The organism is Thalassolituus maritimus (genome assembly GCF_900156675.1).
Lineage (GTDB): Bacteria > Pseudomonadota > Gammaproteobacteria > Pseudomonadales > Oceanobacteraceae > Thalassolituus > Thalassolituus maritimus.
The window spans coordinates 222,199-248,358 of record NZ_FTOH01000007.1 but is presented as its reverse complement, the minus strand read 5'-3'; the positions used below and the strand labels follow the sequence as shown (position 1 = coordinate 248,358).

Sequence of the window (26,160 nt, the reverse complement as noted above, 5' to 3'; positions counted from 1 at the left end):
CACAAAAAAGGCAGCCGAGGCTGCCTTTATTTATGCCAATGGATCAAAACAAAAGTAGAGATCAGGCGGTCAGGATGCCCACCCACGAAAGCGCACTGTGCGCTTTTGCCACACCGAAGATATAAACAAATACCACCAGCGCCAGAACAAACGCTTTTACGTTTACTTTCTTAATTGCGATCACACCCAGCACAACGTATGCAATCAGGCCCAGCAACTTGGCAGTAACCCATGCCGCTTCAAACGGATATTGGCTGAGGGTTACGCAAAGCGCACCGGCGGTAATAAGAAGCAAAGTATTGATGCCATGTGTAGCAATGTTCAAGGCTTTATTGCTGTTCAGCAGTGGCTTGTAATTAGCCAGCACAAAGCGGACGACGAAGAGAATAAATGATAAGTAGACAAATCCAATATGAGAGTGCTTCAGAGCCATGTACATGACGGATTTCCTTCAGTATTTAGTTATTTTAAATGGGGCCAGTCTGCATACGTGGCGGCAGAACAGCCGCGAAGCATAGCAGATGACCGGTGTAATGATACTTGATCAATATCAATAAGCGTGAGGCCGGACCTCAGACTTCCAACCAGAAGGTGACAGGGCCATCATTTACCAGAGAGACCTTCATATCGGCGCCAAACCGTCCGGTCCCCGTAGTTACCTTCTCACTGGCACGGCTGCAGAAGTACTCATACAAGGCGCTGGCGTCGTCCGGTGCCGCCGCCCCCGAAAATCCGGGGCGTGTGCCCTTTCGGGTATCTGCCGCCAGAGTAAACTGAGAAACAACCAGAAGATCACCATCAATATCGCTGATGCTACGGTTCATGCGCCCCTCATCATCCGGGAAGACCCGGTAGCGCAGAATTTTATCTAACAGGCGGTCAGCCTTCTCTTTGTCGTCTTCCTTCTGAACTCCAAGCAATACCAGTAAACCGCGCCCGGCACTGCCAATCACCTCGCCGTCGACACGAACACTTGCCTCAGACACTCTTTGTATCAAGCCAATCATTGAAAAACTCCCACTGAAATACCGCTGCGGTTTGCGGGCGCAGGATAGCGCGTTCTATACTCAGATCAAATACGTGCCTAAGCACCCGGAGATATGGATATGCGACACTCAATGACCACCTTGATCACTCTTTTAGCAACTGCGGTTGTTACAGTCTCCAGTGCGCTTCCTGCCACCGCTCAGACAAAGGTGTATATTACCCGGGATGCCGACGGCAACCCGGTATTCAGCGACCGCAAAAGCGCCGGCTCAGAAACCCATGTGGTTCAGGAGCTTCCATCCATGCCTGCGTTTAATGTCCCTCAGCCTGAGCGTCCTTCTGAAGAATCAGACGACGAGCCCGTCACACCGGCTTATACCAGCCTGAGTATTATCTCTCCGGCTGACGGCACTACCCTGCCCATTGGTGTAAATGGCGATGTCCGTATTTCAGGCGTGCTGACACCAGCGCTGCAGAAGAAAGACAGCATCGTACTGCTGGATGCAGGTATCGAGATCGCTCGCGGTAGCCAGACAAGCTTTCAGCTCGATAATCTGGACCGCGGCGAACATCGACTGCATATGGAAGTCAGAGGTCCTGACGGCGACGTGCGCATCAGCAGCCAGTCGATTACTCTTCATGTGAAACGGGCATCTTCCCTGGCTCGCTAAACCTCCCCCATCAAGGCCTACTTTCAGAGCCAGGACAAAATCAGATGAAGGCTAAAAAACCTTCTATACGGTCCAGAGCACTGACACAGGGCACCAAAACGACTCACCGACACCGCTACTCGCCCACATTTGGTGCATTAAAGGGGCTGTTTTTCTTCATTTGAACACTCACGCAGCATGTCAGAAGCGACTCCGCGCCATTTATGTGCAAAACTCACTTCTGGCTCAATTATTGCTGAACTGAGTGCAAATGGAGATAGCTATGCTCGCCAGCCCACACCTCAATCAACGCCTGATGGAACACCTGAATACCGGGATTGTTCTGCTGGATGCTGATCTGAGTATTATTTTCATGAATCCCGCTGCCGAAGCCCTGCTTGAAGTCAGTGGCCAGCGTGGAAGAGGCGTTGAGTTCACCATGCTCGCCAGAGAGTCTGATGAAGCGACACAGGCCTTTCGTGATGCTCTGATCAATGGGCACTCTTATACCAAACGTGAAGCGACGATTGAGCTTCATAACCAGCAGCAGGCGACTCTGGACTATAGCGTAAGTCCGTTATCACACCCTGAAACGCGACTGCCCTGTCTGCTGGTTGAACTGCAAGGGCGTGACCGCCTGATGCGCATCAGCCGCGAAGAGCAGCTGATCGCCAAGCAGGAAACAACACGTAACCTGGTGCGTGGCCTGGCCCACGAGATTAAGAACCCACTCGGTGGGATTCGCGGCGCAGCCCAGCTACTTGAGCGTGAATTACCAACGGCCGATCTGGCCGAGTACACCAATATTATTATCGAAGAGGCAGACCGTCTTCGTGACCTCGTGGACCGGATGCTCGGCCCCCGTACTCTGCCTCAGACCGAACAAATTAATATTCACGAAGTTCTTGAGAGGGTATGCCAGCTCGTCGACGTTGAATCTGAACATCAGATTGAAGTCGTCCGTGATTACGACCCGTCTATTCCTGAAATGGAAGCGGATCGCGGTCAGATGGTTCAGGCCCTGCTGAATATCTGCCGCAACGCGATGCAGGCGATGATGGAAAATCCAAACCCGGAGCGACCACCATCACTAACAATGAAAACCCGATCGATGCGCCAGTTTACGATTGGCCATCACCGTCACCGCCTCGTTGTTCGTGTCGATATTACTGATAACGGCCCTGGCATTCCTGAAGAGATTCAGGAGAGTCTTTTCTATCCGATGGTTACGGGACGCCCTGAAGGTACAGGCCTTGGCCTTTCGATCTCACAATCCATTATTAATCAGTGCGACGGCATCATTGAATTTGAATCCGAGCCCGGACGCACCACATTCTCAATTTATCTGCCTTTGGAACCACTATGAGCACTGTCTGGATCATTGATGACGATAAATCCATCCGCTGGGTTTTAGAAAAAGCACTGCAACAGGCGGGGATTGATACCAAAGTATTTGAGCAGGCTGAACCTGCACTCAATCAACTGAAAAAAGAGCATCCCAGCGCCATTATTACGGATATCCGCATGCCGGGTATGGATGGTCTCACGCTGTTGAAGCACGCCAACGAGGCACATCCTGATTTACCAGTCATCATTATGACAGCGCACTCTGACCTTGAGAGCGCGGTCAGCTCGTACCAGAGTGGTGCCTTTGAATATCTGCCAAAGCCTTTCGATGTCGACGAAGCGGTCAGCCTGATTCAACGTGCCATAGATCACTTCTCTGAAATTTCAGCACAGGCACCATCGGTTGAACCTGAGATGCCAACGCAGGAGATCATCGGTGAAGCGCCCGCAATGCAGGAAGTTTTCCGCGCCATTGGTCGTCTCTCGCAATCGAATATTACTGTTTTAATTAACGGTGAATCAGGCACGGGTAAAGAACTCGTCGCTCATGCACTTCATAAGCATAGCCCTCGTGCTCCTGAGCCTTTCATTGCTCTGAACATGGCTGCAATTCCCAAAGATCTGATTGAATCAGAGCTTTTTGGCCATGAAAAAGGCTCTTTCACCGGCGCTGGCGGCCAACGTCGTGGACGTTTTGAACAAGCTAACGGTGGCACCTTATTCCTCGACGAAATCGGTGATATGCCGGCTGACACCCAGACACGACTGCTTCGTGTACTGGCTGATGGTGAGTTTTACCGCGTAGGTGGTACGACACCGGTCAAGGTGAATGTGCGCATTATTGCTGCAACGCACCAGGACCTTGAAGGTTTGGTAAAAGACGGGAAATTCCGCGAAGATTTATTCCATCGTCTTAACGTTATCCGTATCCACCTGCCTCGTCTCGCCGATCGTCGTGAAGATATCCCGAAACTTCTGACGCACTTCCTGCAACGCGCAGCCGAAGAGCTTGAAGTAGAGACTAAGTCGCTGCGACCAGAAACCGAAGAGTTTTTGTCTACCCTGGACTGGCCGGGTAACGTCCGCCAACTCGAGAATACCTGTCGCTGGATCACTGTGATGGCATCTGGTCGCGAAGTGCTAGTAAAAGATCTGCCACCTGAGCTTCTGGAACAGAAAAGTGATATTCAGACCTCAGGTAACTGGGAACAGAATCTGCGTTTCTGGGCTGATCAACAGCTGGCCTCGGGCATGACGGATCTGCTTGATACCGCAGTTCCTATCTTTGAACGTATTATGATTGAGACCGCACTTAAGCATACCGCGGGTCGTCGTCGCGATGCCGCAAACCTGCTGGGATGGGGCCGGAACACCCTGACAAGAAAGATCAAAGAGCTGCAGATGGACACCGAAGATCATCATGACGATGATCATGGCGATGACTGACTATTTCAGCTGACCGCGACAAAACAACCGGGAGCCTATTACTCCCGGATTTCCCTGCGATATAAAATGCGTTCATGCCCACGGAAGACACCGAAGCTGACGGTTGATGAGGGCGATTCAAAACTACCATCTCCATCGTAATCGCCTCGTAACCACTGCGGGGCAGTGTAGCTCAGAGACGCATCACCTGTATCCGGTGTGCCGGGTACCAGTGTTGGGGCGAGTAAGGTAATTCCCTCGTTACCACTGCTACCCTCAGTTAACTGACCAGAGCTGGCAGTGATCTGACTGATGCCGTCTACAGAAGCATTGGCACTGTCCCAGACGGTACAGTCATCCTCTGTATTCTGTATATACCGACCATCTTGAAAATATTCTGTAATCAGCCTTACCGTCAGGTCGTGAGTCTCGGCACCAAAGGTATCCTGTAAACGCATACGGCCAAAGCGCATACTCACCCCGCTGCCATCGGGTGTGAAGTCAACGTTGGCAGACTGAGTTGCCTCGCCGTCAGTGACACCGGTAAGCGTAAATTGCAGCTCCGGAGAAAAAGGATTTATTTCAGCGTTTAAATCACGCACATAGGCGATGTTATCTAGTGGTGAAAAGACATACTCCATTACCCCAGGGCTACTTACCGTTAATGAGCCAGCCTGATAATCAGTAGTAGGAGAACCAGCCAAAGAGAGCGCCAGGCCATCGTTGCCCACAACACTCTGGTCGACTGACGGGAATGAAACTCCGTTAAATACGTCACCGGCCGATAAACGCATAAAAGCAGTGTCAGTATAATTCTGAGTAATCTCAACATCGGCCGCTGCGTTGTAGGCAGAAACAATGATTGCCGGTGCCACCAGCCATGAGAAAGATTGCCCGGTATAGCTATTTCCAGTACTACAAGCGCCAGAAAATACGCCAGAGTCTGCCACACTCACCTCAAAATACGCGGGAACAAACCGCCCCAGCGGCGCACTTGAGAAGGTGGCTAAATTGGTATCAGACAAGGTGCCGAGCGCTGCGCCAAAATACAAAGGCGGCGTTGCATTTAGAGTAAATACACCGCTTTCTCCTTGCGTAAGATTAATACTCGAAACGCCGCTGACGCTCGCAGGGTGAATATATTCAGCGGGTTCTAGTGTGCCATTTTGTCCGGCGGCTGGTGCGACAACGGTTGAAGACAAAGTAATCGGCGATCCTGAGCTGTAATTTGGTGTCGTGATGTTATCCAAACAGAAATCACTGTCGCTATCTGCTTCCCAGGCGACCGCACGAATATTAACCGGGAATGCCGCACCTGCGAGCGCAAACACTGGGCAGTCTTCATAAGGCTCGTTACAGACATTAGCTGGATCAATACACAGCCCCACCGGGCGCGCTACAAAGCTGGTTTGTCCATTCAGGATCAGTCCAGCATCAGCACCACTTCCGGTATAACTGGCAAACAGTGTTTTCTGCCCGGCGTCGTCGTAGTTAAAGGACATCAGCGAGGCGGTGCCGGAAGCATCAAAGGCAAGAGAGAGGCTTGTTGGGCTTACAGGTGAAGTGGACACATCAACGCCTGCGACTTGCACAGCTTTACTGCCAGAAGCAGGCGCGTCGTAACGGGAATATAAATCCACATCCTTCGATACGTTTGCGAAAGCCGGCACACACTCAGGTGAGTTATCACTCTTTCTGACTGCCTGTATAGTCGCCGAAGCGGGTCCTTTCGCGGATATAAAATCAGGAACACTGACTACAAAACCCGCATCGGCAAACGCCAGGTTACACGTCACAGATACGCTGCCGCCGTCCACCGAGCAGAGATTGCTTCCGCCAACTTTCGCAGGTGACGATGATGAGATTCCAACTACAGTTGTGCCTGGGACCGTCTGGCGTAACTCAAAGCTGCCACTCCCCCCCGACAGCGTTCGCGTGTTACCGCCGACCCAACCGGCGGGCAACAAGGCTATATTCACATCGTCGGTGTACAGGCTAGAGCAAGCGCTGTCGGCACACGCCAGAATATCGACGGTTTGAGGCTTGCAGGTTAACGCGTCAGACGCATAGGACAACCGGAAATGATCCGGACCTGCCGGTGGTAGATCCGCTGTGATCTCAATATCACTGACGTACCAGTTATCACCGAGAAGATCGAAGAAAGTGATCCCGCCGCCGGTCATGACATAACGTAGCTGGAAATTATCATGGTAAGCGTTCGCAGGTAGCGACGCTGAATAGGAATAGTTATCCCCTATTGAGAGCAGCCCAAGAAAGCCGTTGTCTGCAACGAAGGTCGTCAGTGTCTGCCAACCGCCGTTGCTGCGCCGATACTGAACGACCAGATCTTCTCCCGGGTTAGGTGCCGTACCTATAAGCCCAAATCCCACGCTAAATGGTACGTAAACATCGAAATTAATATCAACAGAATCTGCTTCAGAGAAATCAAATACCGGTGACTCGACTTCGACATAACCATTACGAAGATTGAGTTCGCCCAGTGAATTAATCACCACCCGGGAAGTATTACTGGCAATCCAGTCTACACCGACAACGGCACTATTGAGCAAGCTAAACAGCACAGGAAGTGCAGCAGCCGATGAAGCGCATAGATAAAACAATACTGAAATAACCCAGACTCTGGGCCGCACACGAACCTGCTTTTTACGTAGGCGCATTTATCTCAACTCTTTTTTGTAGATAACCCGCTCGTGACCACGATAAACGCCGAAAGTCGACGTTGCGGATGGATCGTTGTTGAAGTTTCCATCACCATTAAAATCACCCTCCAGCCAGAAGGGTGCATCGTAGGTCACGGTGGCATCACCTGTGTCAGGAGTCCCTGCTACGGTGGTGGGCGCTGCTAATTCCAGACCATTGCTACCCGTCGTGCCCGAAGACACTGCCCCTGACCCCGGCAGGATCGAGCTTAAGCTATCCACACTGGCGTTAGCACTGTTCCAGGTCGAACATGAATCAAAGGTATTAAGGACGTATTCACCATCAGCGAAATATTCCATAGACATGGGCAACGTCAAATTACTGTTTTCAGGGCCGTAACTGTCTTCAACTATCATCCTGCCGAAGCGGACATCAACAGAGCTTCCATCGGGTGTGAAGTTGACCGTGTTGTTTACATTCGCCTCACCATCAGAGATAGCCGAGCCAATTTCAAAGACCAGGTCAGGACTGAATGTATTTATTTCAGCAGCGCTGTTGCGCAAATAGGCGAGGCTATCCGCTGCCGAGAATACATATTCCATTTGCCCTGCTCCCGAGACACTTATTGATCCGTCATTAAACTGTGTGTCAGGCACTCCAGAGAGCTGCATCCGGCTGCCATCGTTACCATCCGTCGCGTTGTCCTCTGTGGGATAGGTAATATTATCTGCGACGTTTGCCGCTGCCAGGCGACGGAAATCGTCGTGAGTATAATTCTCAGTCACTGCCTTAGGGCTCGCCCCATTAAACGCAGTAATAGCGATTGTAGGAGCAATTAACCAGTCGAATGACTGACCTGTATAGGTATTTCCCGTCGGACAGGCAGGAGAAAACTCACCGACATCACTGGCCGAGACTTCGAAGTGATCGGGTATGAAGCGGCCGGTTGGCTGACTGGTATAAGTCACTGGTGTTGTGCTTGATGTCGACCCTAAGGCCGCGCCCAGGTAAAGAGGTGGAGTCGCACTGAAGGTGAAAACGCCCACCTCACTTTGCGTCATCGAAACGACATTCTCGCCGCCAGTTCCATTAGACGATAAATGATTATACTCCATCGGTTCTGTAACACCGGGGTTACCTGGAATAGGCGCCAAGAGGTTGGAACTCAGCGTAATATTGCCACCGGAGTTGTAATTTGGCGTCCCGCTGTTGTCGCTACAGAAATCACTATCTGAATCTGACTCCCATGCAACCGCAGTGATACTAACGGGGAAAGGAGCTCCCGCGGTGCCAAAGACTCCACACGTTGCTGCCCCTGATGTGCAACTACTGCCCGTATCCACGCACAACCCGGCTGGGCGTGCAATATAAGGGTCGCTTCCTTCCATAATCAGACCGAGATCAGCACCCGTGCCTACGTAGCGGGCGTAGAGTGACTTCTGGCCGGCATCGTAATAATTCAATGAAGGCAATACCGCCTCACCATTACTATCGAAATTCAGCGACAGCGTTGTCGGCAATAGATTATTTCCTGATACCGCTACGCCGCCCATACTTGTCACCATCGAGCCCGAGGCCGGAATATCGTAGCTGGTCCAGAAGTCCACATTTTTAGTGACGTTGGCAAAGGCAGGTACGCATTGTGGTGCGTTATCACTTTTACGTACTGCCTGTATCGTCGCTGCAGCCGTGCCCTTACCCGCAATAATATCCGGTACGTCGACCAGAAAACCCGAGTCAGCAAAGGTCAGAGAACAAGACGGCGTATAGGGGCCGCCATCAATAGAGCAACGATTATTGGAGCCTGTCATCAACGGGATTGAAGAAACGACATCCAGATCAACGGTTCCAGCTGTGGTACGGGCCAGTGAAGCAACGCCACTCCCCCCCGTTATCGTGACGGCATTTCCACCAACCCACCCTGTCGGGGATAAGACGATATCGACGGGGTCTGTATAAAGACCCGAACAGGAGGCGTCCTCACATACCTGAATTGTTACGTCCTGCGGATTACAGGTCAGGGCGGCCGAATTGTAAGATAAGCGGAAGTGATGAACCGCCGATGAGGTATCGTCGCGTGTACCTACGTAGACATTATCAATATGATAAAAATCATAGCGTCGAAACAAAGAGGTCGTGCCGTCTGCCTGATAAAATCTGAGCCTGAAATTACTGTGTAAAGCATCATCAGGAACCCGCGCCTCATACCGATAAATTTCCCCAGAATTGGATGCCGACGGATCATGGAAATCGATCGTACGCCACGTGCCATCAGGTAAATAAATCTGCACATACAATTCAGCCGCTGATGGGTCTTCACTGTCGTAATTCCCTAGTGTGATTGCATCCGTACCACTGAAGTTATCATCGCCGTAGCGAATCCAATACTCCAGTTCGACAAACGTCTCTCCGGACAAATCGATGCTACGTGTGGTCGTGGTTCGCTCACCGCAGCAGGTAAACATGCTACGGGTGCCAGTTTCAGCGGTGTGATTACTGATTTGCGATGTAAAATTACCGTCGAAAATGATGACGTACCAATCAGGTAATGTTCCGCCGGGAGGTGGTGACAAGAGGAAATTGCGTTCAAACTGATCTTCGAAAAGTGGATAGCGAGTGGTGCCCACTTCAAAATCGGTCACCTTCAGGTCATCAATATGCCAGAAGTCCCGACGGGTAAAAGAGCTTCCTGAGCCGTCAGCCTGGTAAAAACGAAAACGGAAATTACTGTGTAAGCCTGCAACAGGAATTCTGGCATAAACGTTGTAGGTATCCCCTCCTGACGAGCCGCCACCTTCCCATAACTGCAAAGCCTGCCAGCTGCCATTATCCAGCAAAACATCCAGGCGGAGATCATCACTGCTTGAAGGCCATTCACTGTAGTTATCAGAACCGCTTCTTAACCAGAAATTAACTTCTGCGTAATTCGAAGCACTCAGGTCCATTGGATCTGAAGTAACGTAAACCTCATCGCAACAAATAAACATGCTGCGGGAACCGGAGTTTGCGATGTAAGTTCCAATGCCCGCCTCACCACGAGAACCAATAGGCGTTACTGTGTACTTCTGAGGACCGCCGTTCAGATTGCTCCGCTCGAAGTCGTCCGACCATAAATCGATGCGAGCCATGGCACTCATGGAGGTAAACAATAAAGACAGCAGCGCATATTTCAGCATAATATTCTTCCAGCTAACCTTTGGTTACGGCAAAACCTGCAGCACCTTGCTAAACCTTCCCGATATAACTAAATGATATTCTTCAGTTTGGCTTTTTCTATTCTTTCACAAAACGTCACGATGGACTGTATTAACCTCGTAATCACAGCGCTATGTAACGGCAATCTAGCTATAGGCGGGAAACACTACCGAGCCCGAACTTCTAGCGTTCGTGACGCCTGATCAAGTCCGGTGCCACAAGAACCCTGCGATATCAGGGTATAGAGATCCTCGCCATCGACGGTCATCTGAACACAACTGACGGAAACACTGCATCCGCGCAGACCAGGAGCAGTAAAAGTCGCAGTAAAAAATGGGGAAGTTGCACAGGCTCGCCCGGGAGAACCATCCGGAGGCAGCAGTACATTAAGAGCCGCTTCGGTACCTGATTCAGCAGCGTAAAAAGCGCGCTTCCCCTGAATATGAAGCACACTCGACTGACCACTGGTCGTCTGCATAGACCCCATTACCGTGACGATCACAGCAAGCACAGTAATAACAAACAGCGCCATTGGCAGACCAAAGCCGCGCTGCGGGGATAGAGCTATCCGTTTCACATCATCAGGGAACATTAACAACCCTCACCTGCTGCCCCATGGAAAGCGTCTCGCCTGTTGTCGGGTGTTGCAGCACGTACTCAAATGCCACCAGGCCACTTCGCGCCAGCGTTGGATTCTGAAAGCGAAATGTCATGGATCCTGCCTGAAGTGGAAATGCCAGAACGGTGCGACCGCCAGCCCGATTGGTAGGTAAGGCTGCCTTTAGGTTAGCGACGTCACTGATAAAGCCGTAGTTGCGGTAACGATAGAGATAGGCTCCATCCTGACAGACGGCTTCAGGCGCAGACGTTAAATAGTAGCGACGCTCCGGCGAATCTGATGGGAAGGTATGAGAGCTCGCAAGCGTGACATCAACCTCGGTTGTCCCCGCGGGCACTGAGCCGATATCCGGCGTCAGAGGTCCCGGATCATTCTGGGCGTACAGGTTAGCCGACCCGATAGGATAAACAGATACGTAACCACTCGCACCGTCGGATACAGAATATGGTGCGGCACGGAATGAGGTAACTGCCGAATTAACCGATAAATCGGTGTACATCGAAGCGGCGACTACAGGCATATATTCAACGCACAGTCCGTCAGCGGTTGTACGGATACTGCCCGGTAGAGCGTCGCGCAATCCGCGGCTGATCTGTTCGTTAACGACATAGCCAGCCGCCGCTAATTGTTCACGACCGTTGCTTGAGATAAAACCTTCACTGGTAGAGCGGATAAACTGAACCGACATGATGCCCAACACCGCAGCCACCACCAATGTCATCACCAGCTCAACCAGGGTAAATCCAGACTGACGCCGCAGATCAGTTAAGGTCATCGCTTTTGTTACCATCAGTAATTCCCCTTATACATAGAGAATACCGAGGTATCGCCGGTCGGGTCGTCAATCGTGATTTCTATACGCTTAGCGCCACCGGTGTTCACACCAATAGAGTCATCACAGACTACGTTGATAGAGACCGTGTAGCCGCTGTAATCCGTTGCAAGAGAGGCGTCCATCGTATCCGGGGATTCGTTGGTGACGGCATCGTAATCATCGACGTCATCGTAATTGTCACGGCTTTCGCCGTCATTAGTAATCCGGCACGCCCCAGTGTAGGCAGGAACACCATTCGTCCCTGTGGCCTCGTCATAGCGACGCGACAGTATTTCATCAAAATAAAGCTGAGCCAGATCGACGGAGCGGGTCTGAATAAGAACGTCAGCAGATCGCCCGGTAAGAACACTGAACGCCCGCAGAGAACCAACTAAGGCGACAGAAATAATGACGATAGTAATGACCATTTCGACCAGAGACATGCCGCGCATTCTTAGCATAAGTGCGTGCCTCCTTCAGGGCTGGCAGTTGCCGATATAGGCGAAACCACTGGCAGAAATACAGAGTGAGTGAGAATTCCCAGCGGAAAAAACAAACTGATTCGCAGCGCCGGTTTCTGCATTGATATCAAAATTAATCGTTGTGCTGCCACCGTTAGCCAGAGTAGCACCGTTAATGGCCAGCGCTGCCCCTGCGCGCGGAGCTTCCCGCGTGCCAAAGCTGGTTGTCCCCTGCGAAACAGTGAAAAGCCAATCAGAGCTGGTCTGAGAAACCGTGAGATTGACCGGAGTTGCCGCCACTGCATTTGCCAGGGCCCTTCTTTGGGCCAGTACCGCAACCGTGACCAGTTGTTCACGCGCTGCGATTGTGGTGTAGCGATCGGTATTCAGGAAAAGGCTGCTTGCGCCGATTGAGATAATGGCGATCAGGGTGATCACCATTATCATCTCAACCAGTGTGAAGCCTTGCTGGCGGATCAAGTCAGCCTCAGCAGCCGTTCGGATTAACAACCACCTGCGGCGCTGCGGTGATCGGGTTTACGTTATCCGTTGCAGCGGTTGCAGCGGTATAAGTCACAGTACAACCGGCGCCAGTTGTCAGTGTATAGACAGCCTCTTCGCCACCGGCGGCAGCACCATGGGCAATCTGGTAGTCACCCGCCACTTGAGCAGCATCGGTGATACCCGCCTGAACAGCCTGAGGGTAACCATTCACCATGGCAATGGAGGCACCTTCAAGAACCACTGCCGTTCCCGGCGTTGCACCGTCCGCCAACTGCTGCGCATGCGCAATATTGGCTGCGGCTCTCAGGGCACCCGCCAACGCATTCAGACTAGCGACCCGCGCATCCTGACCAAAATCGGCAAACCGTGGCAGCGCAAAGGCAGAGAGCACACCGAGAATAACAATTACCATGATCAGTTCGATCAGTGTAAAACCTCTTTGTTTTTTCATGTCCCGACTCCTGTGTGTTATCGGATATTCCAGCTTACGCGGCCATCGGCCGAGCTATAGTCAATGTAAAATCTGTCGCCACTTGCTCTGTGGTAGTACCGACAATGTCCCTCTACGACTTCGACCCGGAAATCGGCGCTGGCATTATCACCAGCGGTCAGTGTGGGAACTTCTATATCCAGAAGACTATTCCACAGCGCTTCACAACTCAGTGTCGTAGTTACTCCCGCCCCGGGCATCCATCCCGGTTCCTGCGGCACGGGCCAGCCATATTGATTAATGGCAAGCCCTTCCTGCAGGGTGCTGTTTCTGTCGGTCATCCAGACTTTCCGGAAAATCATGACTCCGGTCTGCAGGGACGTACCTACCGACTGAACATGTGCACGCCAGGCATCTTCGATAATGTCGTTCATCCGAGGCACCAGAATCAGTATCCCGACCATCATTACCGCCAATGCGATCGCCGACTGGAGGAGGGAAAATCCCCTGTTCCCGCCGACGTTCAGTAACGTCGTTGGCATACTTAAACCTTAGTCAACAATTGAATTTTTGAAGCTGGATTTAACGAAAATAAACAAATATAGAATTACAAGAACTTCTGTTACATTTGTGGCGTCAGTGTCTAACGTGACACCGCACCACTAAGCTCCCAGACGGGCAGGAACACACCCAGAGCGAGGAGAAGTACCAGAGCCCCAAGAAAGACGAGCAGAATAGGTTCTATCGCGTCTGACAGCTGTTTGAGCTCGTAATCGACTTCTTCTTCGTAGAAGTCGGCCACTTCATCCAGCAGCCGGTCTACAGAGCCAGTTTCTTCGCCCACTGACATCATCTGGAGTACAAGTGGTGTAAACAGGCCAGTTCTTTGTGCGGTATTTGTCAGACCTTCACCACGCTGGACACCATCCCCCATATCGCTGACGGCATTCCCGATAAAACGATTACCGACACTGGCCGCTACAATAGACAGGCTATTCAGGATTGGCACGCCAGCCGTTAACATCATAGAAAACGAACGTGAGAAACGTGCCAACGCGATACGCTCAAAGATGCTGCCAATCAATGGAATATTTAATTTAGTGCGATCCCACCAGACCGCGCCCTCGTCCGTAGATATAAACTGACGAAACGCGACACCGCCGACAACCAGACCTGCCAGCAATAAGTGCCACCAGTTCTGCATAAATTCTGAGACAGAAATAAGGATCAAAGTAGCAAACGGCAGATCCGCGCCTAACTTATTAAAAACCGATGAAAAACTCGGAATAACAAACATGGTGACCACCACCATGGCTATCGTAATAGCACTGACGACCATGATCGGATAACGCAACGCGGACTTGATACGCTTTTTAGTTTCACGCTCCATTTCCAGGTGCCCGACCAGGCGCAGCAAAGCGTCATCCAGATTACCGGTGCTTTCACCAATATGGATCATGCTGACGTAAATAGGAGAGAAGAGTTTAGGATGTCTTCGAAATGCCGAAGCCAGATCAGAACCACCGACCAGTTGCTCGCTGATGTCCTGCAATACCGTGCGCAGTTGATCGTTGTTGGCACTCTCGGCCAGCCCGGTCAGCGCTCGTATGATAGGAACCCCGGCTTTCGTCAGTGCATACAACTGGCGGGTGAACAGAACGAGTTCTTCTGATTTAATTTTTCGTGAACGCTGGACTGTTTTACCGTCTTTTGTCGGTAAGGCTTTCTGTTGCTGAATTTTTAGCGGGGTAATGCCACGCTGCATCAATTGGGATACTGCGACTTCCCGGCTACCTGCCTGTAGGGAGCCCTCTACCGCCGCTCCCGAGTTATCACGACCGCGATAGAGAAAGATAGCCATCAGATCTCCTCGCCGTCCAGAGTCGCAGAAACGCGGAAGACTTCATCCAGAGAGGTCACCCCCTCAGTCGCAAAGTCCAGAGCTGACATAGCGAGTGGCCGGAAATACGGTGACTTAAGCGCTGCCTCAGAGAATCCTTGAGAATCCCCCTTACGCAATGCACCTATCATGTTGGCATCGAGCTCCAGTAACTCGTAAATACCGACACGCCCCTGATAGCCGGTATTATTACAGTGGTGACAACCGCGCCCATTAAGGTACTGACGCGACGAGCTGTCCGGCTCCATGGTTTCTAACCAGGCTTTTTCCTGATCATCGGGCTCATAGCTCTGTGTACAGTGAGGGCACAGCTTTTTAATCAGTCGCTGCGCCAGTACTGCTCTGAGGGAAGAAGCAACCAAATAGCTATCAACGCCCATATCCATAAGGCGAGCGGCTGCCGACTGCGCATCATTGGTGTGCAGAGTCGAGAGTACCATGTGACCTGTCATTGCTGCCCGCAAGCCGATCTCTGCCGTCTCGTGGTCACGCATCTCACCAATCAGAACGATATCCGGGTCCTGACGCAGAGCCGCACGAAGAACAGTCGAAAATTCGAGACCCACTTTGGTATTTACCTGGACCTGATTAATTCGCGGAAGCCTGTACTCGATAGGATCTTCGGCGGTGATGATTTTCTTTTCGGCCTGGTTCAGCTGAGTCAGTGCCGCATAAAGCGTTGTTGTTTTACCTGAACCCGTCGGGCCGGTAACAAGAATCAACCCATGAGGACGAGTAATCAGGTATTCAAAGCGCTTACGGATCTGATCCCGCATACCCAATGACGCCATACTCAGAATACCGCCGCTCTGATCAAGCAGACGCATAACCACCGACTCACCAAACTGCACCGGCATAGTCGACAGACGTACGTCGATATTCTTGTTGCGTACGCGGATGTTAAAACGACCGTCCTGCGGTAAACGTTTTTCTGAAATATCCAGGCCCGACATAATTTTCAGACGCGAAACCAGTGCCGAGGCAACGCGTTTCTCTTTCATGATCTGCTCTTGCAGCTCACCATCGACACGCAGACGAATCCGCAGCTGACTCTCTTCCGGTTCAATATGCACGTCCGATGCTTTTACCTGTACGGCGTCTTCAAACAGACTCTGCAACAAACGTACGACAGGAGCCTCTGACGTATCAGAGCTTGAAACAATGGCATTGATATCGAAGTCGCTGCTCTGTAATTCACCTGCGAGCTCACCCGCAATCGAGGCCATCTGTTCCTGTCGACGATAGACGTTGTCGAGAATAGAGAGCAGTTCATCTTCCTGAACAAATGCGGGCAGTACCGGCTTTTTGAGGATTCGCTGCAGATCATCAATCACCATAAGGTCGGTCGGGTCTGCCATACCTACCATCAAGCCGCCAGGCTCTTCAGACAACAACAGACAACGGTAACGACGGGCCTGAGTCTCAGGTAACTGCTGAATCAGCGCGTTATCCAGACGAAAACGCGACAGATCGATAAATGGATAACCAAAATAATCAGACAGAATCGAAAGTAATTTAATCTCGGAAACGAAACCGAGATCCGTGATCGCTTTACCCAGTTTTTTACCGGTACGCTTCTGCTCTACCAGTGCCATCTGCAACTGTTTCTGATCGATTAACTGCTTTTCAAGTAGCAGATCGCCGACACGAACCTTACGACGTAATCTTGCTTCCATGTTTTACTCCAGCAGCCCTTGCTGATACTTAACCCAGTCTTGCTGTGGTTTACTCAGAGGGTAATTTTCGGTGAGAAACTCAAGGCTTTGCTGTGCGCTGCTAATCGCACCCGCATCTATTTGTGCCTGAGTACGGGCAATAGCCCACTGTGTATTGCGAGGCTCCTGTTGTATCAGACGCGAGTAGTATTCTGCGGCCGCCTGATACTGCCCAAACATATGCAGGCCCGGTGCAATCGTACTGAGCCAGGTGCGACTCTGATTCGTGGCGTATTTTTCGGACGCAGCAATAAACTCATCACGCATCCCCTGCTCCAGATAAATACGGGCCTGAAGTGCGGGATATTCAATCGCGGTTCCCAGCTTTATCGCCTCTTCCAGTTGAGACAACGCGCGCTGCCAGTCGCCATTGCGATAGTAAGTTACCGCACGGATATAGAAATTCTCAGGGTCCAGACGTCGCGTCACACTGGCAGCCGAAGGTGCGCTGTCTTGCTTAACCGCAACTGTCCTTTGCACCACTTCAGGTTCATCAACGATAAGTGCTTCAGGAATGGCCGGCGCGACTTCACGCTGCATCTCTGCAGGCTGCTGCACTACGGGAGAGGCTACTGCCACTTTGGCATCTGTTTTTTTCGAAGTCGTTGCTTTTGTCTCAACCTCATCAAGAAGTGCTGCGCTTCCTGCTACTTCGGGCGATGGCGCAACGGCCAGAGTGACAACCTCTGGTTTATCGCGCTCAACGGTATTCAGGGAGGTCTGATTCCCGGTAACTATCTCTGGTTGAGAAACTTCAGCAATTACAGGTACAACTGCGGGGTTCTTTCCGGAAACAGGAATCACAGGCAATGAATTGCGGTTAATCACAGAAGGGTCCGACTCGAAGTACTGGCTGAAATACAACACAGAGACAGCGGCAAATATCGAGATAACCAATGCCGGCCAGATCATCAGCCTCTGACGGTCTTCATGATCTGCATAACCAATGATTTCGCCCGGCGTTACTTCCCGCTGACCGTCAAGATCTTTGAGCACTTGATGTATAAGACTCATAATTCGCTCCTTACAATCCGATCACGAGTTTCAGGCGTTCATGCCAGCCGATTGGCTGCTGAATACTTTCTGTGTCTGCTGCTGCTTTTTCGACGTGCTGCGCATGAATCGCTTTACTGCCCTGACCAAAAGCCACCAGCAGAGACTTGGCAGCCAGAACGTTCACCAGCCTTGGCGTACCGCCGCTGGTGATCCATAAAAAGCGCACGGCACCTCGGGTAAACAATGGCTCGCCGCAATACCCAGCACACACCAGGCGATGATTGAGGTAGTGGCTGACACTTTCAGGGGTACGTAGTGCTTCGATATGTGCCGACGTTGTAATGCGTTGTCGCAGCTGGCGAAAGCGCTGTTCACTAAGAATGTCATCCAGCTCCGGCTGACCGAAGAGAACGATCTGCACCAGTTTCTGGCGCTCAGTTTCAAGGTTAGAAATCAGACGCAGTGCTTCCAGGGTTTCTGGAGGCAGGCATTGAGCTTCATCAATAACCAGTACCAGACGCCGCCCTTCCTGAGCAATATTTAATAAATAGCGTTGAATATCTGCGCGCAGCTGACTCAACCGGGAATGTCCGGACAAGCCGAGTTCATCGCCGATTGCGAGCCATAACGCTGTCGGCGACAGCGTAGGATTCGGAATATACGCGGTATCACTTTTTGCAGATTCGAGATGATTCAGCAGGCGCCGGCACAGAAGCGTTTTGCCTGTGCCCACCTCACCCGTGACTTTAATAAAACCTTCACCGGCTGCCAGTGCGTACCGAACCGAGTCGAAAGCTTCATCATGGGATTCCAGCCCGACATAGAACCCGGTATCGGGTGTTAATGAGAAAGGCGTATCACTCAGCCCATAGTGCGACTCACATGCTTGCTTAATGTCAGTAACATCCATCTCACCACTCCGGTAATAACACGCGTGAGTAGCGGCTGTTTAACTGTTCAATTCGCTCCGCGGGGAGCTGGGTGCCAATAATGCGAGGCTGGATAAGAATCACCAGTTCACTCTGTACGGTTTCACGGCGCGTCTGACGGAATAAGCCGCCCAGGAGCGGGATATCACCGAGCACCGGAACTTTATGAACCACATCATTGGATTTATTCTGCATCAGACCACCAATCACAACGATCTGACCGGAGCGTGCGCGCACAATAGAGTCTGTCTCACGAACGGTACTGGCTGCTACCGGCAGAGAGTATTCATCATCATTCAATTGAATACGTTTCTGCTTTTCCTGAACTTCGGTAACACTTGGATGCACGTGCAGCGTAATGTCTTCGTCATCACCGATCTGTGGTGTCACATCGAGTGCAATACCTGAGAAAAATGGCGTAAGTTCAATTTCTGGCGTATCAGATGTGCCTGTGACCGTCGCCGTGGTTGTGCTGGTCACATCGGTGACGAAATATTCATCGTTACCAACTTTGATAACTGCTTTCTGATTATTAACAGTCGCAATGCGTGGGCTCGACAGCACCTCAACATCGCCCTGGGTCTCGAGAAGACTCAGCGCACCGGCAAAGTTACCGGCATCAATATTGAGGCTGAAAATTCCCGCAATATCGTTCGGGTCGTTCAGCGCGGCCGATGTCTGCGTTGCCCAGACGTCATTTTTACCGGTCTGCGCCGCGATCGTATTCCAGTTAATGCCACTCTGGTAACCATCGCTCAGTGTCACCTCAACAATTTTTGCTTCGATCAGTACCTGCTTCTGAACCGTCAGCTCGGCTTGCTCCAGGTATCTCTGAACCTGAGTCAGAGTGCCCGGCATAGCACGAGCAATAACGAGACCAGCGTGAGCATCAACAACGACGGAAGCACCTTCCTCGGATGCCATCATAAGAGACAGAGTCGAACGCAGGTCTTTCCAGAACTCAGACCCTGTCAGGGTTTCGACTTCAGACGAGTTTGTCTGGTTACCGTCATACTCTCCAAAAACAGAAGTCGCCGCGCCATTTTCTGCATCAGAACTGGTCATACCGCTACTGACCTTCATACCCGAACGACCAGAACGCATCACATTCAGATAGTTGATCGGGAAGATACGGGTTTGTGGTGCTTTCGGTAGAATCTGAACACCGTAACCGGACTCATTAAAGTCATAGCCATACAGGTCACGAACGGCCATCAGGGCTTCTCTGACCGTAACATCTTTCAGGTTCAGAGATATATTGCCGCTGACATCAGGGTGAACGATCATGTTAAGACCGGTGCCTTCGACCAGGCTGTTAAAGAAGGCGCCCGCAGGAACCTGGTTCGCAGTGACATCGAATCGTTCTTCTGCTTTCTCCGGCATTGCTATTTCTGGCATCAGGCTTTTAGGATCAAGCCCTGCGAGTGCAGGCGCATCTGCCTGCAGCAGCTTTTTCGGTGCAGCGTCTTTGTCTGCCTTTTGCTCTGGCTGCTTCTGCGTATAGGTCGTCGCACAAGACGCCATCAGCATGCTGAATATGATGACAGCAGCTCGGTCAAAAGTTTTACTTCTATGTTTATTCACAGTCTGCATCCTACTTACCAGAATGTTTCGTATTACTAAGTAAAGACAGTGTTTTCAGTTTCTGCCTGTATTTCAGAACAACTTTGTCTGATGTAATTCTTACAACCCGGGCACCGGAAACCATATCGCCCTCTTTAACTAAGTTGCCGTTAATTACCGCAGACGCACCGTTCTGACTCATTTTTATCTGTTGTAGCGTAAAGCTTGTTTTCTTTACTGCTGATTGCTCGACCGCTGCAGGAGCGAACTGTGGCGGCTTCATCGGATCACTGGCCGCCATCGCATTCAGGGAAAGTCCGCTCAGGCAAAGCGCCATAACGACTGATCTAATCACTGAGAATCTCCTCACGGGTACTGAGGGTAAAGACTTCAAGATAAAGCTCACCGCTGGGGTAGTTTTCAACCGTGTAGTCAAGCGACTGCCAGTAGAGTTTCCATGGCATCGAATCCAGACGTTGCAGATAACTCATCAGCGACGGGTAGTCAGCGGACATGCGAATTTTCATGCCATGGCGATAAAGGTCGACGTCACTGAATTCAGAGCCGAGTGCGATGCTCTCTCCTTCACTATTTTCGAGACTGACCAGCTTGAGTCGTGTGTCCTGAGTCATCATCGATTCCAGTACCGACGGCATATTTTCAGGGGCGACCAGGGTATCGGTAAGACTCTGAATCCGCTCATCTACGACGTCTTTCTGACCCAGAACTTTTTCTATGTCATCGCGCACGGCGTCATTCGGGTCAAGCACTGGCGTACTGCGCAAACGCTGCAAATGCGCTTCAAGACGAAGAGCATTCGACTCAATTTCGTTCGCTTGCATACGCTCGGTTAATGCGGTGCTCCAGATAGGGCCTGCGATAAAGAAAAGTACGACGGCTGCCACCACAACATGCGCAGTGATCAGCACCAGTTTTCTCTCGCGCGCACTCAGCTCACGGTATTTTTCCAACCCAGTAACAATGCGTGGGTCTTGCCACCAGATCATTTTCATAGGGTGCCCTCCCGCACGCGACGCAGCACCTCTGCAGATGTCATTGCGGTATTACGAGGCTCAGATGTTTTCTCTTTTTCACGCGGGCGGGTGTCCAGCCTGAAGGTCAACCAGCGGCTCTCTTCCTCTTTGCGAACATCCACATACCGGAACGCCTGCTCAGAGAAACCGCTGCGCTTCAGCAGGTCTGACACATAACGGGATATTTTCGCCGGGTCATCGGTGTAGCCTGAGATATTGATGTGACGCCCTTCATCATAGAACGCAAAGCTCTTAAGCCAGACACCGCGTACGTCCTGATCACCCAGTTCTTTCACCATAGTGGTAAATGACGTACTGCTGTCGAGCTCCTGCTGCGTCAGATAGCGCAGGATACGCTGACTACTTTCGAGGTCCTCACGTAACTTGGTACGTTGAGCCACCAGCGCATCATTCAATTTCAGAGGAGGTCGCTCGCTCTCTATATTGGCAACCTGTTGCTCAACAATCGTTTGCCGCTCAACCATTCCTTGCAGTCTGTGCCCCTGCCAGTGCCAGTTAATAACCAGACCAAGCAGAGCGATCACGGCGATCCCCACATGCAGACCCGCACCGATGAGAATGGCCCTGAGGTCATCCGGGATCTTTGGTGGCTGAAATTCTTCGAGGTAAAAGTTAGCGCGTTGTTTAATTTCCCAACTCATAGCCAAGCGCCCCTCCAAGTGCTACAGCAAGAGAGGCTGTAAGTGGGCGATCGTCTTCCTGACGATTAAAGAAGCTCTCTAACGACATAAGCCGAACCGGCGTATTCACTCGTTCTTCGAGCTCGCCCAGCGCATCGGTGACATCGACCAGATCCGATTTCATCATCCAAAGCTGAGACACGGCGCCCAGGCCCAGCTGGCTCTCGAAATAGTCCATCGAGCGTTGCAGCTCAAGGGCAAGCACATCGATGCGGCTGTTTGGCTGCATACTCAGCCCACCCTCTTCGACATTCAGAGAGCTCAAACCAAGGTCATCCGTCCCCAGTGATATCTGACGGGTAAAATAGAGAGCACCGTCACGGTAGAGATAAATCACACCACTACTGCCTTCCAGACGCACAACAGCCACGCTGTCTTCGGGCTCAATACTGGCCAGAAGATTCAGAACCGCCAATTCATTAATAATGATCTGCTCCAGCTGGAGATCGCTGTCACGGCAGAAATCGACGATTTCTTTGAGATAGGCACGGTCTGTGATCGCCGCAAACGCCATGCTCATGCGGCCGCGATACGCATCTCCGGGAAGAGGGAATGCCTGCAGCACCTTATCGGCAGCTGGCGCCCCGACTAACTCATCAATGCGAAAGCTAAGCGCATCGGTCAGCTCTTCCGGTGGAACAGGGGGAGCATCGACTAATTGCAGCTCGTAACGCTCGCTGTCCATGCATACCACAGTGGGAGAACCCGCGAGCCCCTGAGCTTCAACCCATTCAGATAACTGAGCAAAACCGGATTCATCAGTTTCTGCGATATAGCTGGATACGACCCCACGCTGGGTGCGGTGTACAGCCCACACACGACCATGATTAATCTCTATACCCAGACATCCCTGCGCGGTTCGACGTTGTTTCAGCCACGGCAGCTGCATGGCAACCCTCACACAAATTCAACTTACTGAATCTGAGTGTAGACCATGGTGAGAAAAGCGATGGTCTGAGGCGACACGCCTGACTATAATGACCCGGAGCCAGACAGATATATGGCCCATAGAAACAAACTTTCTATTCCAGGATGCCTCGCGCTCCGCCTCTGATTTCCGGACTTCTATCGTGTTTCACATTGTCCTCTTCGAACCAGAAATACCGCCTAATACGGGCAACATCATCCGTCTGTGTGCCAATACCGGCTGTCACCTGCACCTTATTGAACCCCTGGGTTTTGATATGGAAGAGAAAGCGCTGCGCCGCGCCGGTCTGGATTACAGTGAGTGGGCCAGTGTGAAGATACATAAAGACTACGAAGCATTTATTGCCGGCGAACAGCCACAACGACTCTTCGCTCTGACGACCAAAGGCAATACACGTCATTCCGATGTTGCTTTCACCGAGGGGGACTATCTGATGTTCGGGCCAGAAACCCGGGGCCTGCCAGAAGATGTCAGACTGACTATCCCAAAAGAAGACTGGCTGCGCCTGCCGATGCTCTCACACAGTCGCAGTATGAACCTGTCGAATGCCGTAGCCGTCATGGTCTATGAGGCGTGGCGCCAGCTCGGCTATAAAGGTGGGCAGTAAGCCAGGGTATCTAGTTAAAGAAACAAAAACGCCCCGATAGACGGGGCGTTTTTGTTGGAATAGCAATTCTCAGTGCGTTGGCTGTTCGCCAGCCTGCTGAGCTTGCGCTTCTTTCACGCGCTGCTGATACAGGGCGTCAAAGTTGATCGGAGCCAGCATCAGCGCAGGGAAACCGCCTTTGATCACCAGGTTATCGACGTTTTCACGCAGGTACGGGAACAGGATGTTAGGGCACATTGCACCCAGCATAGGACCCATCTGCTGCTCTGGAATATTCGCCACAACGAAGAGTCCACACTGTACCAGTTCAACCAAAAACGCGGTGTCGCCGTCGTTTTTCGCGGTCACAGTTACCTTTACTGAAACTTCATAGTGCTGTTCATCGACTTTGCGACCATTGGTGTTCAGGTCGAGCTTTACTTCAGGCTTCCATGGCTTAGTGAATGCCGCTGGAGAGTTAGGTGCTTCGAATGACACGTCTTTGGTGTAGATACGCTGAAGAGCGAACTGCGCCTGTTCTTTATTTTCGGCCATTAGTTGGTTCCTTATCAGATTTAATTCTTAACGACTGGCAGATTCTGGCTGTTCCATTCCATCATGCCGCCTTTCATACGTACAGCATTGAAGCCTTTCTCACGCAGCATTTTACCCGCCATGCTGACGGTCTGGCCTGTTTTGCACACCAGAACAATGGGACGCTCGCGTTCTTTGTCCAGCTCATTCATACGCTGAGCAAGGCTGGCATACGGAATGTTGACCGCATTCACAAGATGACCTGCTTTGAAGTCAGCCTTGTCGCGGATGTCCAGAACCAATGCGTTCTGGCGGTTGATCATAGTCGTCGCTTCAGCGGTGGACACAGTCTGCCCGTTGCGGCGGTTATTATCCCAGAGCAAAGCGATCAGAAACGCTGCCCAGATGCCTACCAGCCACCAGTGATTTACGACAAATTCAATGTACTGATCCATTAGCCTGTCTACTGTCTTTCAATATGGAGGCCGGAGTATACCGTCACTGGCGCTATGCCTCCACCGCCGACGCATTGTCATTCCTGTATATGACAATTATTCGCGGGCGCTTTGTTCAGTGTCGCCCGGGGGTAAGGTATACTGCCATTTTGCTGTAATTCTGAGTGTACGGACATGACCACGCGACCAAAACCGACCGCCCTGATTATTCTTGATGGCTGGGGCTACCGCGAAGAAACCGCGAATAACGCCATTGCCAACGCCAACACCCCAACCTGGGATCGCCTTCTGAATGAGTACCCGAATGCTCTGATTCAGACATCCGGCGAAGCCGTTGGTCTGCCGGATGGCCAGATGGGTAACTCTGAAGTTGGCCATATGAACCTCGGTGCTGGTCGCATCGTGTATCAGAATTACACCCGCATCAACAAAACCATCCGCGATGGTGAACTGACCAGTAACGCAGCTCTTGCGGCAGCGATGGACAAAGCGGCAGAAACAGGCAAGACCGTGCACCTGCTTGGTCTGTTATCGCCAGGCGGTGTTCACAGTCACGAAGATCACCTGATTGCCCTGCTTGATATGGCCAAAGAGAAAGGTGTCAGCAAGGTCTGCATCCACGCCATTCTCGACGGCCGAGATATGCCACCACGCTCGGCCGAGCCGTCGCTCTGCAAAATTGAAGCGCATTGCGCGAAGCTCGGTAACGCCGCCATTGCGACGGTGATTGGTCGCTTCTACTCGATGGACCGCGATAACCGCTGGGATCGTGTCGAGCAGGGCTACAATGCGATGACACTCGGTCAGGCCGAATTCTCAGCACCTACAGGTGTTGATGCCTTGAAAGCCGCCTATGAGCGTGACGAAAACGACGAGTTTGTTAAAGCGACTGTGATTGGCGACCAGCCGGGCAAAGTGGAAGACGGCGATGCCATCATCTGCTTCAACTTCCGCCCTGACCGCGCCCGTGAAATCACCCGCGCATTCGTTGAAGGCGATACATTCAAAGGTTTTGAACGCCAGGCTCGCCCTGCCCTGTGCGACTACGTCATGATGACGGAATACGCCGCTGACATTCCAGCCAGCTGTGCTTTCCCACCAGAAAAGCTGGTGAATGGCATTGGCGAATACGTTTCTGACAAAGGCATGAAGCAGCTGCGTATTGCTGAAACTGAAAAGTACGCCCACGTGACCTTTTTCTTCTCAGGTGGTCGCGAACAGGAGTACGACGGCGAAACCCGTATTCTTGTGAAGTCACCAGACGTTGCCACTTACGACCTGCAACCCGAAATGAGCGCCCCAGAGGTCACCGACAAACTGGTCGACGCCATCAAAAATGGGGGCTACGACCTGATCGTCTGTAACTATGCAAACGGCGACATGGTCGGTCACACTGGTGTCTACGACGCTGCTGTTAAAGCCGCGGAATGCATTGATGACTGCCTGCAGAAAGTAACTGACGCGATTCTGGAAGTAGGTGGCGAATGCCTGATTACTGCCGACCACGGCAATGCTGAGCAAATGCTGGATGAAAATGGTCAGGCGATGACTCAGCACACCACCGGACCAGTGAACCTGATTCACGTCCATAACCGCGCAGAAGGCGGCCTGAACACCGGACGCCTGTGTGACGTGTCACCTACCCTGCTGGACATTATGGGCGTTGAGCAACCGGCTGAAATGACCGGTGTTTCGCTACTGACCAAGTAATCCAAACTGAAGACCT

26 protein-coding genes and 1 pseudogene are annotated in these 26,160 nt (G+C 51.7%); 5 read left to right on the top strand and 22 right to left on the bottom strand.

The features are described from left to right. Positions 1-61: 61 nt before the first annotated feature. Both BW941_RS12835 and dtd read right to left on the bottom strand, forming a co-directional pair. Positions 62-439: a SirB2 family protein gene (locus BW941_RS12835; protein ID WP_076516658.1), complete on the bottom strand. Its 378-nt coding sequence runs from the start codon at positions 437-439 to the stop codon at positions 62-64. 133 nt (positions 440-572) lie between these two features. Next, a complete protein-coding gene (dtd, locus tag BW941_RS12830; protein ID WP_068439365.1) occupies positions 573-1,007 on the bottom strand; it encodes a D-aminoacyl-tRNA deacylase in 435 nt (144 codons plus the stop codon). A 99-nt stretch (positions 1,008-1,106) separates the two neighbouring features. On the opposite strand from dtd, the gene BW941_RS12825 reads away from it, so the two are divergent. Then, positions 1,107-1,658 carry a DUF4124 domain-containing protein gene (locus BW941_RS12825; protein ID WP_175607909.1) on the top strand — a complete coding sequence of 184 codons (552 nt, stop codon included), beginning with the start codon at positions 1,107-1,109 and terminating at the stop codon, positions 1,656-1,658. Positions 1,659-1,681: 23 nt separating this feature from the next. Here the strand turns inward: BW941_RS12825 and BW941_RS18125 are convergent. After that, a pseudogene (locus BW941_RS18125) lies at positions 1,682-1,783 on the bottom strand (hypothetical protein); the annotation flags it as partial. Positions 1,784-1,920: 137 nt separating this feature from the next. On the opposite strand from BW941_RS18125, the gene glnL reads away from it, so the two are divergent. Next, a complete protein-coding gene (glnL, locus tag BW941_RS12820; protein WP_068439361.1) occupies positions 1,921-3,003 on the top strand; it encodes a nitrogen regulation protein NR(II) in 1,083 nt (360 codons plus the stop codon). Continuing rightward, on the top strand, positions 3,000-4,430 hold the full coding sequence (glnG, locus tag BW941_RS12815) for a nitrogen regulation protein NR(I) (protein WP_068439358.1): 1,431 nt from the start codon (positions 3,000-3,002) through the stop codon (positions 4,428-4,430). The genes glnL and glnG overlap by 4 nt, the downstream gene beginning before the upstream one ends. A gap of 38 nt (positions 4,431-4,468) precedes the next feature. On the opposite strand, the gene BW941_RS12810 is transcribed toward glnG, so the two are convergent. From BW941_RS12810 to BW941_RS12730, 17 genes are all read right to left on the bottom strand, one after another. Continuing rightward, entirely contained in the window at positions 4,469-7,087 is a 2,619-nt protein-coding gene (locus tag BW941_RS12810; protein ID WP_076516656.1) for a DUF6701 domain-containing protein, read from the bottom strand. After that, a complete protein-coding gene (locus BW941_RS12805) occupies positions 7,088-10,246 on the bottom strand; it encodes a DUF6701 domain-containing protein (protein WP_076516654.1) in 3,159 nt (1,052 codons plus the stop codon). Between the two features lie 185 nt (positions 10,247-10,431). Beyond that, positions 10,432-10,857 carry a hypothetical protein gene (locus tag BW941_RS12800; protein WP_076516652.1) on the bottom strand — a complete coding sequence of 142 codons (426 nt, stop codon included), beginning with the start codon at positions 10,855-10,857 and terminating at the stop codon, positions 10,432-10,434. Beyond that, positions 10,847-11,674 (bottom strand): type II secretion system protein, encoded by an 828-nt coding sequence (locus tag BW941_RS12795; protein ID WP_084188922.1) that lies wholly within the window; start codon positions 11,672-11,674, stop codon positions 10,847-10,849. The genes BW941_RS12800 and BW941_RS12795 overlap by 11 nt, the downstream gene beginning before the upstream one ends. After that, positions 11,674-12,159, bottom strand: a complete 486-nt coding sequence (locus BW941_RS12790; RefSeq protein ID WP_076516649.1) for a type IV pilus modification PilV family protein — start codon at positions 12,157-12,159, stop codon at positions 11,674-11,676. Before BW941_RS12790 ends, BW941_RS12795 begins: the two co-directional genes overlap by 1 nt. Before the next feature lie 15 nt (positions 12,160-12,174). Continuing rightward, on the bottom strand, positions 12,175-12,639 hold the full coding sequence (locus tag BW941_RS12785; RefSeq protein WP_076516647.1) for a pilus assembly FimT family protein: 465 nt from the start codon (positions 12,637-12,639) through the stop codon (positions 12,175-12,177). A 7-nt stretch (positions 12,640-12,646) separates the two neighbouring features. Then, positions 12,647-13,114: a prepilin-type N-terminal cleavage/methylation domain-containing protein gene (locus tag BW941_RS12780; protein WP_076516645.1), complete on the bottom strand. Its 468-nt coding sequence runs from the start codon at positions 13,112-13,114 to the stop codon at positions 12,647-12,649. Between the two features lie 17 nt (positions 13,115-13,131). Beyond that, the gene (locus BW941_RS12775; RefSeq protein ID WP_076516643.1) at positions 13,132-13,635 is read right to left on the bottom strand and encodes a hypothetical protein; all 504 of its coding nucleotides are present in this window, start codon (positions 13,633-13,635) and stop codon (positions 13,132-13,134) included. Positions 13,636-13,736: 101 nt separating this feature from the next. Beyond that, on the bottom strand, positions 13,737-14,954 hold the full coding sequence (locus tag BW941_RS12770; RefSeq protein WP_076516640.1) for a type II secretion system F family protein: 1,218 nt from the start codon (positions 14,952-14,954) through the stop codon (positions 13,737-13,739). Beyond that, the gene (locus BW941_RS12765; protein WP_076516638.1) at positions 14,954-16,669 is read right to left on the bottom strand and encodes a GspE/PulE family protein; all 1,716 of its coding nucleotides are present in this window, start codon (positions 16,667-16,669) and stop codon (positions 14,954-14,956) included. Before BW941_RS12765 ends, BW941_RS12770 begins: the two co-directional genes overlap by 1 nt. Before the next feature lie 3 nt (positions 16,670-16,672). After that, positions 16,673-17,722 carry a tetratricopeptide repeat protein gene (locus BW941_RS12760; protein WP_076516636.1) on the bottom strand — a complete coding sequence of 350 codons (1,050 nt, stop codon included), beginning with the start codon at positions 17,720-17,722 and terminating at the stop codon, positions 16,673-16,675. A 10-nt stretch (positions 17,723-17,732) separates the two neighbouring features. Further along, positions 17,733-18,614 (bottom strand): ExeA family protein, encoded by an 882-nt coding sequence (locus BW941_RS12755; RefSeq protein WP_076516633.1) that lies wholly within the window; start codon positions 18,612-18,614, stop codon positions 17,733-17,735. A gap of 1 nt (position 18,615) precedes the next feature. After that, positions 18,616-20,217, bottom strand: a complete 1,602-nt coding sequence (mshL, locus tag BW941_RS12750; protein ID WP_175607908.1) for a pilus (MSHA type) biogenesis protein MshL — start codon at positions 20,215-20,217, stop codon at positions 18,616-18,618. A gap of 10 nt (positions 20,218-20,227) precedes the next feature. Continuing rightward, positions 20,228-20,551: a general secretion pathway protein GspB gene (locus BW941_RS12745; protein WP_139325839.1), complete on the bottom strand. Its 324-nt coding sequence runs from the start codon at positions 20,549-20,551 to the stop codon at positions 20,228-20,230. Then, positions 20,544-21,209 carry a hypothetical protein gene (locus tag BW941_RS12740; protein ID WP_076516626.1) on the bottom strand — a complete coding sequence of 222 codons (666 nt, stop codon included), beginning with the start codon at positions 21,207-21,209 and terminating at the stop codon, positions 20,544-20,546. Before BW941_RS12740 ends, BW941_RS12745 begins: the two co-directional genes overlap by 8 nt. Then, positions 21,206-21,892, bottom strand: a complete 687-nt coding sequence (locus BW941_RS12735) for a hypothetical protein (protein ID WP_076516624.1) — start codon at positions 21,890-21,892, stop codon at positions 21,206-21,208. Before BW941_RS12735 ends, BW941_RS12740 begins: the two co-directional genes overlap by 4 nt. Then, positions 21,876-22,820 (bottom strand): type IV pilus biogenesis protein PilM, encoded by a 945-nt coding sequence (locus BW941_RS12730; protein ID WP_076516622.1) that lies wholly within the window; start codon positions 22,818-22,820, stop codon positions 21,876-21,878. The genes BW941_RS12735 and BW941_RS12730 overlap by 17 nt, the downstream gene beginning before the upstream one ends. A 181-nt stretch (positions 22,821-23,001) precedes the next feature. On the opposite strand from BW941_RS12730, the gene trmL reads away from it, so the two are divergent. After that, on the top strand, positions 23,002-23,466 hold the full coding sequence (trmL, locus tag BW941_RS12725; RefSeq protein WP_076516620.1) for a tRNA (uridine(34)/cytosine(34)/5-carboxymethylaminomethyluridine(34)-2'-O)-methyltransferase TrmL: 465 nt from the start codon (positions 23,002-23,004) through the stop codon (positions 23,464-23,466). A 69-nt stretch (positions 23,467-23,535) separates the two neighbouring features. On the opposite strand, the gene secB is transcribed toward trmL, so the two are convergent. Together secB and BW941_RS12715 are read right to left on the bottom strand one after the other, a co-directional pair. Then, entirely contained in the window at positions 23,536-24,000 is a 465-nt protein-coding gene (gene secB / locus BW941_RS12720; protein WP_076516618.1) for a protein-export chaperone SecB, read from the bottom strand. 20 nt (positions 24,001-24,020) lie between these two features. Beyond that, positions 24,021-24,434, bottom strand: coding sequence for a rhodanese-like domain-containing protein (locus tag BW941_RS12715; protein WP_068439323.1), 414 nt, complete (start codon positions 24,432-24,434; stop codon positions 24,021-24,023). A 174-nt stretch (positions 24,435-24,608) separates the two neighbouring features. Between BW941_RS12715 and gpmI the strand changes: the two genes are divergently transcribed. After that, on the top strand, positions 24,609-26,144 hold the full coding sequence (gene gpmI, locus BW941_RS12710) for a 2,3-bisphosphoglycerate-independent phosphoglycerate mutase (protein WP_076516616.1): 1,536 nt from the start codon (positions 24,609-24,611) through the stop codon (positions 26,142-26,144). Positions 26,145-26,160: the final 16 nt, after the last annotated feature.